Raw genomic sequence first — 12,600 nt, 5'->3', positions numbered from 1 at the left:
AGGTCTCTCCACTACGATGTAGAACTCGTCCAGTCCTCCACCGTAGGTGGAGGTTTACTTTGATTGCAAATCCATTGCTCCCGCTTCACTGAGAGCGGGAGCAATTCCCCCATATCAGGAGAGGCGGAACAATTTTCCCCTGATCACGTTTAGCCGGATCATTGGGGACAGCATACATGATAGGCCTTTCGGCACCCATTTTCCTTCGCTTAACGCGCGTTGTAACTTGCTCACTTCGGCTTAGCTCGAGGTGCGGGAAATGAGCGGCAGAAAGCGCCTCTTCACATACGGCACAATGGTGTTCGGCTTCGCGATAGCCGCCTATCTTCTCTATCGTGGCCTCAGCCAGTTTACCTGGGATGAGATCGTCCAGTCTGTTACAGCCATTCCGACGAAGAACCTGCTGTTGGCGCTGGCTTATTGTGCCGGTTCCTATATCTGCCTGACCGGGTTCGACTGGACAGGCGTTCGCTATGTGAAAAGCGATCTGCCCTACCCCAAGATCGCACTCGCATCTTTCGTGGCCTTGGGCCTTGGCCAGAGCATCGGGCTCGCCGGTCTCAGCAGTGGTGCCATCCGCTATCGCTACTATGCGCATTGGGGCCTCTCGACCGAGGATGTCGCGAAAATCGTCCTTCTATCGGGCGTGACGGTTGGGCTCGGACTCATGGTTCTGGGCGGGATCGTGATGGTCCTTAACCCGGATGATACAGCCAAGATCCTGAGAATCGGCCCATCCGCGGTCCTCCTGATTGGTATCGGGCTTCTGCTTGCGGCAATCGGTTATGTGCTTTTGGCGGCGTTTGCCCGGGCGCCGGTAAAGATCCGCAAATGGACATTCAAGATGCCGACAGCGCGGCTGGCGATAGCTCAGATCGTGATCGGTACGATCAACTTCGCTCTGGTTTCTGCCTGTCTGATGGAACTGATGCAGGCGACTGAAAACGTCAGCTACCTGAAGGCCGCTACGGCGTTCGTGCTCGGCAATATTGCCATTCTCATCACCCATGCTCCGGGTGGGCTTGGTGTTCTGGAGGTCACGGTTCGACATGTCATGGGCGAACAGGCCTCCATCGGTGCCCTGGTTGCGTTCCGGGTGATCTACTTCTTTATTCCATTCTTCGTGGCACTACCGATTTCGCTCATCGGTGAAGCTGTGTTCCGCGCCCGCAAGGGACGCCGCCAAGAGGAGCGACCAGCTTCTGCCTGACGAAGCTGGGGAAGCGTCATTTTTCCCCGTACCTCGACATTCTCACGTTTCTTTTGGCTACAAATACCTTCAATTCTGATGCGGTTTGTTCTAGAGACAATGCTCCAGACCCGCCGGAATGGCGGCTTTCGTATGTTTTGCAAGGTAATGTCGATCGATGCTTGATACGCTTAGAAGCGCCGCCCGGTCCTGGGTCGCGAAATTGCTGCTGATGCTGCTGGTGGTTTCCTTCGCCATTTGGGGCGTCTCCGCATCGATATTCAGTGGTGCCAGCAACTCGGTCATGACCGTGGGTAACCAGCGGGTTTCGCCCGAAGAGTTCCGACTCGCTTACCAGAGGCAGCTCGGCGCGATCAGCCGCCAGCTCGGCATGCAGCTGACCTCCGAGCAAGCCCGTGCTTTTGGTATCGAGCAGCAGACGTTCTCGCAGCTCTCTGCTGGTGCCGCTCTGGATGAGCTGTCTTCCAAGATGCGCCTTGGCCTTTCCCAAGATCGACTTGCAAACCTGATCGCAGAAGATCCCGCCTTCCACGGCAATAACGGCCAGTTCGACCGCAACGTGTTCAGTGCGCGCTTGCGCAATGCCGGACTGCGCGAACAGGATTACATTACCGAGCGCAGCAAGGTTGCCGTGCGAAGCCAGGTGGTGGACGCCGTGGCCGACGGCTTCCAGGCTCCGAAAGTTATGATCGATGCGCTCAAGAAATACCGCGACGAGAGCCGGGATCTGGAATTCCTCGTTCTTTCCAATGCCAACATCGATCCGATCAAAGCGCCGACCGAGGCCGTGCTTGCCGCCTGGTTCCAGACCAACAAGAACAAGTATCGCGCACCTGAGCTGCGCCGGTTCGCCTATGTGACCCTGCAGCCAACGGATGTTGCCGACCCGGCAGCCGTGACCGATGCGCAGGTTCGTGCAGAGTATGATCGCCGCAAAGACGCCTACAAGACGCCGGCAACGCGCACCATCGAGCAACTCGCCTTCCCGAGCAAGGAAATGGCCGTTGCAGCGCTTCAACAGATGAAAGAGCGCCAACTGACATTCGACCAGCTGGTTGCCGATCAGGGCAAGACGGCTGCAGACGTAATGCTCGGTGACTTTACAAAGGACCAGATTCCGGATCAGACGATTGCCGATGCTGCATTCGCGGTTCCCGCCTCTGGTGGCACAACCGGAATCATTCAGGGCTCATTTGGCCCTGTGATGCTGCGCGTGACCAATGTGCGCGCCGAAACCACAAAGTCATTCGACGAAGTAAAAGACGAAGTTCGCAAGACATTGGCGCTCGCTGCTGCGAGCCAAGCCGTTCAATCCGTGCATGACCGTTTCGAGGACTTGCGCGGCTCCGGCTCGTCGCTCGAAGAAGCCGCGTCTCAGTTGAAGCTGAAGGCTGTTACCATTGCGAGCGATCGTACCGGCCATGATGGCGAAGGAAAAACGATCGATCTGCCGCCTGCCGATACCCTTCTGACCGATGTTTTCCGGACGGATGTGGGTGCAGAGTCCATTCCATCCAACCTCGGCAATGACGGCTACGTCTGGTTTGACGTGCGCGAAGTCATTCCTGAGCGTGATCGTGCACTGAGCGAAGTGCGTGAGCGTGCTACTGCCGACTGGACAGCAGAACAGCAGCGCGAAGCGCTTTCCAAGAAGACGGCCGACCTGAAGGCACAATTGGACAAGGGCGGGCTGACGTTGGCCGCCATTGCGACGGAACTTGGCCTGACTGTGGAAACCAAGACTGGCCTGCGCCGTCAGAGCAATGACGCGATCCTGGGCGGTGACGCGGCCAAGGCAGCCTTTGCGGGTCCGAACGGCATCTATGCCACGGCACTGGCAGCAGATGGCGAATCTCGCGTTCTGATGCACGTGACCAATGTCCAGCAGCAACCATCTGACGCGCTCGATGCTAATGACCAGCAGATCAAGCAGATTGCCGGCGCGGCAGGTGACGATCTTCTCGATCAGATGGTCGTGCAATTGCAGAACGATTATGGCGTCTCCATCAATCGCGCACTCGCCGAACAGGCAATGGTTCGCTAACGCCAGGAAAATCTTGGTCGATGGCAGGCCATAGGGGGAACTGAACAATGCCGGATCTGAAGGCCTTTATTGGCAAAGTGGCGACGGGAGATCCGCTATCGCGCGAGGAAGCTCGTGCTGCTTTCGACATATTGATGTCGGGTGAGGCAACGCCATCGCAGATAGGTGGGTTTCTCATGGCTCTGAGAGTTCGCGGCGAAACCGTCGAGGAAATTGCCGGTGCGGTTTCGACCATGCGGGCGAAGATGCTGCCGGTTGCGGCGCCTGATGGCGTCATGGACATCGTCGGGACCGGCGGCGACGGGCTTGGCACCTACAATATCTCGACGCTGGCCGCTCTCATCGTGGCGGGTGCTGGCGTTCCCGTTGCCAAGCACGGCAACCGTGCTCTCAGTTCCAAGTCCGGCACGGCCGATGCCCTGACGGCTCTGGGTGTGAAACTCGATATCCCACCGCCGCAGATCGCTCGCTGCATTTCCGAGGCTGGCATAGGTTTCATGTTCGCCCAGGTGCACCATGCGGCCATGCGACATGTCGGTCCCAGTCGCGTGGAGCTTGGAACACGCACGATTTTCAATCTTCTCGGCCCGCTTTCGAATCCGGCGGGTGCCAAGCGGCAATTGCTGGGCGTCTTCTCTCCTCGCTGGCTCCAGCCAATTGCCGAGGTCATGCGTGATCTCGGTTCAGAGGCGATATGGGTCGTGCATGGCGATGGTATGGACGAGATCACTACGACTGGCGTGACCCAGGTTACGGCTCTCGAAAACGGGCAGATCCGCAGCTTCGAGTTGACACCGGAAGATTTTGGCGTTGGGCGTGCAACGATCGATGAGTTGAAGGGTGGCGATGGCGAAGTGAATGCCAAGGCGTTGCGGGCTGTGCTGGGCGGCGCCAAGAACGCCTATCGCGACATCGCGCTTTGCAACGCTGCGGCCTCGCTGGTTATTGCGGGCAAGGCAGCCGACGTTCTGGAAGGTATGATCCTTGCGACGCAATCACTTGAAAGCGGCAGCGCGGCATCCGTACTCGACAAGCTTGTCGCCGTTTCGAATGAGGATATCTAACCCGTCATGAGCGACATTCTACAGAAAATTGAGGCCTATAAGCGCGAAGAAATCGCCGCGGCCAAGACGCGTTTTACCCTGGCAGACCTGAAGGCCATGGCACAGGATCAGCCTGCGCCACGCGGCTTTTACAAAGCGCTCGCGGGCCGTCGTGCACGCGGCGAACTGGGCCTGATTGCCGAGATCAAGAAGGCGAGCCCATCGAAAGGACTGATCCGCCCGGATTTCGATCCTCCGATGCTGGCCAAGGCCTATGAGGCCGGCGGTGCAGCCTGCCTATCCGTTTTGACGGATGCTCCGAGTTTTCAGGGTGCGCCCGAGTTTCTGACGGCAGCCCGCAATACTTGCTCGCTTCCGGCACTGCGCAAGGATTTCATGTTCGAGACCTATCAGGTGCATGAAGCCCGCGCCTGGGGCGCCGATTGTATTCTCCTGATCATGGCCTCGCTTACCGATGACGATGCAAAGCGTCTTGAGGATGAAGCGTTTTCGCTTGGCATGGATGTTCTGATCGAGGTGCATGACGAACAGGAAACAGAGCGTGCCTTGAAGCTCGCCTCGCCCATGATCGGCATCAACAATCGTAATCTGCGCACATTCGAAGTCAGCCTCACGAACAGCGAAAGGCTGGCGCCGATGGTGCCTGCGGACCGGCTGCTTGTGGGAGAGAGCGGCATCTTCACGAATGCTGATTGTTTGCGTCTGAAGGCGGTCGGGATTTCCACCTATCTGGTCGGAGAGAGCCTTATGCGTCAGCAGGATGTGACCGCAGCGACGAAGCTGTTGCTGACCGGTGAGAGCGCAAGCCAGGCGGCGGAATGAGCATGACCGAGCAGGGTCTGACGCATATTGCTGAAAGCGGCGAGGCCCACATGGTGGATGTGGGCGGCAAGGCTGATACGGTGCGTGAGGCAACTGCCGAAGGCTTCGTGCGCATGTTGCCGGATACGCTTCAACTCATCCGCAGAGGCGACGCCAAGAAGGGCGATGTCATCGGTACGGCCCGGCTGGCGGGCATCATGGCGGCCAAGCAAACCTCCAATCTCATTCCACTGTGCCACCCGCTGATGCTGACCAAGGTTGCGGTCGACATCGCTGAGGATACGGATCTACCCGGTTTGCGGGTGACAGCGACAGCAAAGCTGACCGGCAAGACGGGCGTCGAGATGGAAGCGCTGACGGCGGTGTCAGTTGCCTGCCTTACGATTTACGACATGGCGAAGGCCGCCGACAAAGGCATGGAGATCGGCGGTATTCAATTGCTTGCCAAGAGCGGCGGAAAATCCGGCGACTGGCGAAAAACCTAGGATTTGGCTGTGGCGTTACCTCTCCTTCCCGTTTCCGAAGCTCTGACACATTTGCTGGAGCCGGTGCGGGCGGTTGCGGATACCGAGAGCGTTCCGCTTGATAAGGCGGCGGGCCGCATTCTGGCCTTGGACCTGATTGCAAAACTGACACAGCCGCCATTTCACGCATCCGCCATGGACGGCTATGCGCTTCGCGCTGCCGATGCACCAGACCTTGGGGCGGAACTGACGGTCATCGGTCAGGCAGCGGCGGGCCATGCATTCGAGGGAAAGGTGGGGCCGGGAGAGTGCGTGCGCATTTTTACCGGCGCTCCTTTGCCAGAAGGTGCCGACAGCATTCTCATTCAGGAGGATGCCGAGCGTCTGGCCGAAAACCGAATTCGCACGAAGTTTCCGATAACCGTCGGACGCCATATTCGTCCCCGCGGACAAGATTTTGCTGAAGGCGAGATCGTGCTGCGCGCAGGTGTCCGGCTCGACTATGCCCATTTGACCGTTGCGGCGGCGATGAACCACCCGGAGGTCGAGGTTCTGCGTCGGCCGCGCGTTGCGGTCTTGGCGACCGGTGATGAGCTGGTGCACCCCGGCGGCACTTTGCAGCCTTCACAGATCATCGCATCCAACACCTTCGGCATCAGCGCGCTGATTCGCGCAAACGGTGGCGAGGTCATCGATCTCGGAATCATTCATGACCGGCAGGATCTGATTGAAGATGCCATTTCCAAGGCCGTGGCGGAAAAAGTTGACGTACTTGTCACGCTTGGCGGGGCCTCAGTTGGCGATCACGATCTGGTACAGGCCAGCCTGAAGGCGCAGGGAATGTCGCTTGATTTCTGGCGTATCGCCATGCGCCCAGGCAAGCCGCTGATGGTTGGGGCGCTCGGAAATATGCGCGTGCTGGGCCTTCCGGGCAACCCGGTTGCGAGCCTTGTCTGCGGAACGCTGTTTCTGGAACCTGTCGTTGCGAAGCTTTCCGGCACACGACCGAAGACACATGCTGCCGAAGCCCTTGCCGGGAAACTGCTTGCGGCAAACGACCACCGACAGGATTACCTTCGGGCAAGACTGAGCCGCGACGCTGACGGCCGCCTGATTGCGGAACCGTTCGACAAGCAGGATTCTTCGATGATGAAGATTTTTGCCCATTCCGATTGCCTGATCGTGCGTCCGCCACACGCACCGGAACTTGCCGCACTGACGCCCTGCCCTATCCTTCTGCTGCGGGATTTCGACCGGTGATCCGCCATTTATGATGCGACGTAAATTCCGGTAATTGTTCGATAACCGGAGTTTACGCCTTGTCGTCAGATCATCAGCCGCCAATCCTTCTCTGGTTTCGCAAGGATCTTCGTCTCGACGACAATGGCGCACTGTCCCAGGCGTGCGAAAGCGGTAGGCCCGTCATCTGCGTCTATATCCGCGAGCCGAAGCAGGACGGTGTTGGTCCGCTGGGTGGTGCTCAGGAATGGTGGCTGCATCATTCGCTGGAGGCCCTGGCGACGGCTCTGGCCGATAAGGGTAACAGGCTTATCTTACGGAGCGGCGAAGCAGCCAAGGTGCTTTCCGGACTGGCCAAGGAGACGCAGGCCGAAGCGCTCTATTACAATCGCCACTATGAGCGCGATGCAACAGATAAGGACATCGTGAGCGCCGTGAAATCGACAGGACTGGACATCAAGCGCTTTCGTGGCCAACTGCTGCACGATCCAGAGACGATGAAGACCGGTTCGGGTGGCGCTTACCGCGTTTATTCGCCCTTCTGGCGGGCGCTCGAAAAGGATGGTAAGCCGCGCGATCCTGTTCCCGCTCCGTCCGAAATACCCGCGCCGAACTCCTTCCCAAAATCCGAGACGCTCAAGGAGTGGGACATGTTGCCCAAGAAGCCAGATTGGGCGAGCGAATTCGGACGGATGTGGCAGCCAGGAGAGGAAGGCGCGCATAGGAAACTGAAGACGTTCCTGATGAAGCCCATACAGACCTACAAGAGCGATCGCGATCACCCCGGCCTTGAGGATGCGACCTCTATGCTTTCCCCTCACCTCGCTTTTGGCGAAATATCGCCAGCTCGGATCTGGCACGAAACCAAGGGACTGCAGGCGACGGATGACGTGGTCCATTTCCGAAAGGAATTGGTTTGGCGGGAATTTTCCTACCATCTCCTCGTCGAGTTTCCGAAGCTTGCCACCGATAACTGGAACGACAAGTTCGACGCGTTCCCGTGGCATTTCAGCAAGGCCCAGTTTTCAGCTTGGACCAAAGGCAAAACCGGCTATCCGATCGTGGATGCCGGGATGCGCCAGCTTTGGCGCCATGGTTACATGCATAATCGCGTTCGCATGATCACGGCTTCCTTCCTGATTAAGGATCTGATGATTGATTGGCGCAAGGGCGAGGAGTGGTTCAAGGACACGCTTGTGGATGCTGATCCAGCCTCAAACGCCAGCAACTGGCAATGGGTCGCGGGATCAGGCGCTGATGCCTCCCCCTTCTTCCGCGTATTCAACCCAATCCTGCAGGGCGAGAAATTCGATCCGGATGGCGACTATGTTTGTCGTTTTGTGCCGGAACTACGTAAACTGCCAAAGAAGTATATTCATCGCCCCTTTGAGGCGCCGAAAGAGGTTCTTGAACGGGCTGGTATCAAACTTGGCGACACCTATCCCAAGCCCATCGTCAATCACGGTGAGGCGCGCGACAAAGCTCTGGCCGCCTACGCGCATGTAACGGGCCGCAGTGGTGAAGCAGATCCACGTGATTGAGCGTTTGAATGCGACAAGGGCCGGAGGATAATCACCACCGGCCCTTTGAATTTCAAATTTGATAATCGATCAGACCAACCGGCTCTGTTCCAGCGCCGCCGTGATGAAGCTGGAAAACAGTGGATGCGGGTCCAGCGGACGGCTCTTCAGTTCAGGGTGATACTGAACGCCGATAAACCATGGATGATCCGGATACTCGATCGTTTCCGGCAACAACCCATCCGGTGACATACCGGAGAAGACAAGGCCGCAGTTTTCCAGACGATCCTTATAGTCCACGTTCACCTCATAACGGTGACGGTGACGCTCAGATATATCTGTCGAGCCATAGATCTCGGCGATCTTGGTGTCGCGCTTCAGCGCCGCCTTGTAGGCGCCTAGGCGCATGGTGCCGCCCAGATCGCCCGCTGCCGAACGCTTCTGCAACTCGTTGCCTTTGACCCATTCGGTCATGAGACCAACGACAGGCTCCTTGGAAGGACCGAACTCAGTGGAGCTTGCGTCTTCAATGCCAGCAAGGTTGCGGGCTGCTTCTAGAACCGCCATCTGCATGCCGAAGCAAATGCCGAAATACGGCACCTTGCGCTCACGCGCAAAGCGGGCCGCATTGATCTTGCCCTGTGCGCCGCGCTCACCGAAGCCACCGGGCACCAGGATGCCATTGACCTTTTCAAGGTAGGGGGCCGGATCTTCCTTCTCGAAGATTTCCGACTCTATCCACTCGAGCTTGACCTTGACCTGGTTGGCGATGCCACCGTGATAGAGCGCCTCGATCAGCGATTTGTACGCATCCTTAAGGCCGGTGTACTTGCCGACGATCGCGATGGTAACTTCGCCTTCCGGTGTGCGGATGCGGTTGGAAACCTCTTCCCAAGGCTCCAGACGCGGTTTTGGTGCCGGTTCGATGCCAAATGCCGCCAGGACTTCCGAATCCAAGCCTTCCTTGTGATAGGCCATGGGTACGTCGTAGATATTAGACACGTCCAGTGCCTGAATGACAGCAGACGGGCGAACGTTACAAAACAGCGAAAGCTTGCGGCGTTCCGCTTCCGGAATCTCGCGGTCTGCACGCACAAGAAGGATGTCCGGCGCAATGCCGAGCGCCTGCAGTTCCTTGACCGAATGCTGCGTCGGCTTTGTCTTCAATTCGCCGGCAGCCGGGATGTACGGCATGAGGGTGAGATGCAGATAAACGGCGGTTCCGCGCGGCAATTCGTTGCCCAGCTGACGGATCGCTTCCACGAAGGGCATCGCCTCGATGTCACCGACGGTGCCACCGATTTCACAGATCACGAAGTCGTAGTCGTCATTGCCCTCGACCACGAAGTCCTTGATCTCGTTGGTGACGTGCGGAATGACCTGAACCGTCGCGCCGAGATAATCCCCGCGCCGTTCCTTGTCGATGATGTTCTTGTAGATCCGACCCGTAGTAATGTTATCGGTCTTCGTCGCAGAGCGCCCCGTAAAGCGCTCGTAGTGACCGAGATCGAGGTCGGTCTCCGCACCGTCATCGGTCACGAAGACTTCGCCGTGTTGAGTCGGGCTCATGGTGCCCGGGTCAACGTTGAGATAAGGATCGAGCTTACGTAGCCGAACCCGATAACCTCTGGCCTGTAGCAAGGCTCCGAGGGCTGCGGCCGCAATTCCTTTTCCGAGGGAAGAAACCACGCCGCCTGTGATGAATACATATCGCGCCATGGGAGTCACCGGATACCTTTTCACGATCGATTCCGCCAGCCCAAAAATTCTTCGGGACGGTTAAAGCTGTGGAATCTGAACAAAAGAAAACCGGCAGGCTTTTCGACCTGCCGGATGATGGGAGCGTGACGCGGCTTAGTTGCCGGTCGGAACAGACGACGGATTCGCCGGAGCCGGAGCTCCCGGTGCAGGCGCTGTGCCGTTTACCGGAGCACCAGGCGTTGCCGCCGGACCGAGCGAGTCAAGAATGCCGTTGCCCTGACCCTGCTGCGTTGCCGGGATGCGGTTCAGAATGTCCGTCGGACGAGACTCGTGACGCGCCATGATGCCAAGCGCCATGGAGGTCACGAAGAACAGTGTCGCCAGGATTGCGGTCGTGCGGGTCAGGGCATTTGCCGTGCCGCGCGCCGACATGAAGCCGGAACCGCCGCCAATGCCAAGGCCACCGCCCTCGGAACGCTGGATCAGCACTACGCCAACAAGCGCGAGCACGATCATGAGATGAATAACGATCAATACGGTCTGCATATCAGTCCAGTCCTGCGCGCGGATTGCGGCACATATAAAGCTTTGCTGGTCCTTTAGCTCAGCCGGACCGGCATTCCAAGGGGCTAGTGCCGATTAAACGAGATTTAACGCACCAATGCCTCATACGCGCCATAGATGGCGAGGAAGTCTGTTGCTTTCAAGCTGGCGCCGCCAACGAGAGCACCATCAACATTGCTAATGGCCATCAGCTCTGCCGCGTTGGAAGGCTTGACGGACCCGCCATAGAGAATGCGAAATTTCGCGCCTTCTGCACCGAAGCGGCTCTTCAGTTCATCGCGCATGAAAGCATGCGCCTTTTCGACATCGTCAACGGTCGGCGTGAGGCCGGTGCCGATGGCCCAGACAGGCTCATAGGCAATAACCGTGTTCTCGGCATTGGCATCGTCGGGAACCGACCCTGCGAGCTGGCGCTTGAGAATCTCGAGTGTCTGGCCCGCCTTGCGCTCATCCGCAGTCTCGCCAATGCAGATGATGGCGGTCAAATCGGCAGCATAGGCGGCTTCTGCCTTGATGCGAACCAGATGATCGGTCTCGGCGTGGTCCACCCGGCGCTCGGAGTGACCGACGATGACATGGGTGCCAAAGCAATCGGCAATCATTTCGGCTGAGATGTCACCGGTATGAGCGCCGGACTTGTTCTGATGGCAATCCTGCGCGCCAATCATCAGCGGACTATCGGTGCACAAGGCGGTCGACACATAGAGCAGCGTTGCCGGAGGGCAGATGAGTGCGTCAACCTTCTCAGCCAGCGGACCACTCACTCCGGCAGAAATCGCCTTGATCTGATCGAGCGAGTCCCGCGTTCCGTTCATCTTCCAGTTTCCCGCTACAAGCGGACGAACATCCGGCGTCATATCTGCGAATTCCTTATGCTCCCGGCCAGCAGGCGCTGGCCACCCCGTTAACTTCTCGAACCGTCATAACCGCAATGTAGCCGCAAGCCCATTGCTTTAAGAGGATCACTTTCAGGAATGTGGGTTTAACGAATGCGGTCATAGGATCAACCTGCCGCGAGCATAAAATTGAGAATTTCCCGCCAATCGCTCATGCGGATCGGCGTTCCATGACCACCAGTCTGGAACAGCCGGAAAATCGTGGGGTAACCGGCCTTTCGCATCTTTCGGTATAGCGCGATCTGCTCGTCCGCCTTGTATACGCTGTCGGCGCTGCCGTGGGAGAAATAGACCGGTATCTTCAGCTTGGCCGCAGGTGTCGTCAGAAACCCCGGATCCGAAGGCCCACCCATGACGACCAGTCCCTTGAGGTATCGAACAGCTTCCTTGTCGCGCGTCACACTCTGACAGATAAAGTTACCCATAGAGGCGCAGGCCAGAACAACGGGGCGACCAGACGACAACTCGAAGACATGACGAATGAGGCCTGCAATATCGGCTGCGCCATTGGGATCGAAGGATTTGACCGAGGGGGCGTAGTAGGCGCCGCCGCTCTGCACGACGAGATTTTTCAAACGGTTGAAGTTGCCCCCGAATGTGTAGTCATTCACTCCCAGCCGACGATCCCCGCCCCTGCCATGAATGAAGATGATGGTGAATGTGGCATCACGCACGCGCCCGACGCGCGCGACATCCAGGCGGCTGGAAGCAATTGTCAGCGTTTCGTTTGCCTGAAACTCCCGCACCCCAAGATCGACATAGTCTCGCTTGACGCGACGCTCCGGCTCTTCATCGCGCTGGTTGATGTCACGCAATTCCTGATAATCAAGCACCTTGAAAGCGCCCTCATCCTCCGTCTTCAGGGCAGTCTGGGAAGAGAACAAGGCATCCTTGAAAGGGCGAATCGGCCCATCTGCTGCTGCAGTAGCGGTCGCGAACAAACACAGGCAGAGGGCCGCCAGCACACGCAAACTCAAATGATCTGTGGACATAGGCGACCGGTTTCGTTTCCTTGAAGCAGCACGACTTGCGTTCTTCAGCGCTGCGGCGCAAATCCTGATGCGAACCATTCGTGA

Annotated in this window: 11 protein-coding genes; 7 read left to right on the top strand and 4 right to left on the bottom strand. The window is 58.0% G+C overall.

Annotation, left to right across the window (positions count from 1 at the left end; genetic code table 11):
* Positions 1-259: 259 nt before the first annotated feature.
* From E8M78_RS08685 to E8M78_RS08655, 7 genes are all read left to right on the top strand, one after another.
* Entirely contained in the window at positions 260-1,210 is a 951-nt protein-coding gene (locus E8M78_RS08685; protein WP_246658270.1) for a YbhN family protein, read from the top strand.
* A gap of 157 nt (positions 1,211-1,367) precedes the next feature.
* The gene (locus E8M78_RS08680; protein WP_137134689.1) at positions 1,368-3,254 is read left to right on the top strand and encodes a peptidylprolyl isomerase; all 1,887 of its coding nucleotides are present in this window, start codon (positions 1,368-1,370) and stop codon (positions 3,252-3,254) included.
* 47 nt (positions 3,255-3,301) lie between these two features.
* Positions 3,302-4,318, top strand: a complete 1,017-nt coding sequence (gene trpD, locus E8M78_RS08675) for an anthranilate phosphoribosyltransferase (protein WP_137134688.1) — start codon at positions 3,302-3,304, stop codon at positions 4,316-4,318.
* A gap of 6 nt (positions 4,319-4,324) precedes the next feature.
* Positions 4,325-5,140: an indole-3-glycerol phosphate synthase TrpC gene (trpC, locus tag E8M78_RS08670; protein WP_137134687.1), complete on the top strand. Its 816-nt coding sequence runs from the start codon at positions 4,325-4,327 to the stop codon at positions 5,138-5,140.
* A complete protein-coding gene (gene moaC / locus E8M78_RS08665) occupies positions 5,137-5,625 on the top strand; it encodes a cyclic pyranopterin monophosphate synthase MoaC (protein ID WP_137134686.1) in 489 nt (162 codons plus the stop codon). Before trpC ends, moaC begins: the two co-directional genes overlap by 4 nt.
* Positions 5,626-5,634: 9 nt before the next feature.
* Complete coding sequence (gene glp / locus E8M78_RS08660; RefSeq protein WP_137134685.1) at positions 5,635-6,864, top strand: gephyrin-like molybdotransferase Glp; 1,230 nt, start codon at positions 5,635-5,637, stop codon at positions 6,862-6,864.
* Between the two features lie 59 nt (positions 6,865-6,923).
* Positions 6,924-8,384: a deoxyribodipyrimidine photo-lyase gene (locus E8M78_RS08655; protein WP_137134684.1), complete on the top strand. Its 1,461-nt coding sequence runs from the start codon at positions 6,924-6,926 to the stop codon at positions 8,382-8,384.
* Positions 8,385-8,453: 69 nt separating this feature from the next.
* Here the strand turns inward: E8M78_RS08655 and E8M78_RS08650 are convergent, their stop codons facing one another.
* The 4 genes from E8M78_RS08650 to E8M78_RS08635 form a co-directional block, all read right to left on the bottom strand.
* Positions 8,454-10,082, bottom strand: a complete 1,629-nt coding sequence (locus tag E8M78_RS08650) for a CTP synthase (RefSeq protein WP_170973370.1) — start codon at positions 10,080-10,082, stop codon at positions 8,454-8,456.
* Positions 10,083-10,217: 135 nt separating this feature from the next.
* Positions 10,218-10,610, bottom strand: a complete 393-nt coding sequence (gene secG / locus E8M78_RS08645; RefSeq protein ID WP_137134682.1) for a preprotein translocase subunit SecG — start codon at positions 10,608-10,610, stop codon at positions 10,218-10,220.
* A 104-nt stretch (positions 10,611-10,714) separates the two neighbouring features.
* Complete coding sequence (gene tpiA / locus E8M78_RS08640) at positions 10,715-11,485, bottom strand: triose-phosphate isomerase (RefSeq protein WP_137134681.1); 771 nt, start codon at positions 11,483-11,485, stop codon at positions 10,715-10,717.
* 146 nt (positions 11,486-11,631) lie between these two features.
* Positions 11,632-12,516 carry an alpha/beta hydrolase gene (locus tag E8M78_RS08635; protein WP_137134680.1) on the bottom strand — a complete coding sequence of 295 codons (885 nt, stop codon included), beginning with the start codon at positions 12,514-12,516 and terminating at the stop codon, positions 11,632-11,634.
* Positions 12,517-12,600 lie beyond the last annotated feature (84 nt).

Source organism: Rhizobium sp. FKY42, from assembly GCF_005222835.1.
In the GTDB taxonomy this organism is placed as follows: Bacteria; Pseudomonadota; Alphaproteobacteria; order Rhizobiales; family Rhizobiaceae; genus Neorhizobium.
The sequence above is the reverse complement of the archived record's forward strand: the minus strand, read 5'-3'. Positions and strand labels throughout refer to the sequence as shown.

What these genes read in the sequence shown, in the direction of transcription:
- secG (WP_137134682.1), bottom strand. Translation starts at nt 10,610, where the DNA reads ATGCAGACCGTATTGATCGTTATTCATCTCATGATCGTGCTCGCGCTT.
- trpC (WP_137134687.1), top strand. Translation starts at nt 4,325, where the DNA reads ATGAGCGACATTCTACAGAAAATTGAGGCCTATAAGCGCGAAGAAATC.
- E8M78_RS08635 (WP_137134680.1), bottom strand. Translation starts at nt 12,516, where the DNA reads ATGTCCACAGATCATTTGAGTTTGCGTGTGCTGGCGGCCCTCTGCCTG.
- tpiA (WP_137134681.1), bottom strand. Translation starts at nt 11,485, where the DNA reads ATGACGCCGGATGTTCGTCCGCTTGTAGCGGGAAACTGGAAGATGAAC.
- E8M78_RS08650 (WP_170973370.1), bottom strand. Translation starts at nt 10,082, where the DNA reads ATGGCGCGATATGTATTCATCACAGGCGGCGTGGTTTCTTCCCTCGGA.
- trpD (WP_137134688.1), top strand. Translation starts at nt 3,302, where the DNA reads ATGCCGGATCTGAAGGCCTTTATTGGCAAAGTGGCGACGGGAGATCCG.
- E8M78_RS08685 (WP_246658270.1), top strand. Translation starts at nt 260, where the DNA reads ATGAGCGGCAGAAAGCGCCTCTTCACATACGGCACAATGGTGTTCGGC.
- moaC (WP_137134686.1), top strand. Translation starts at nt 5,137, where the DNA reads ATGAGCATGACCGAGCAGGGTCTGACGCATATTGCTGAAAGCGGCGAG.
- E8M78_RS08680 (WP_137134689.1), top strand. Translation starts at nt 1,368, where the DNA reads ATGCTTGATACGCTTAGAAGCGCCGCCCGGTCCTGGGTCGCGAAATTG.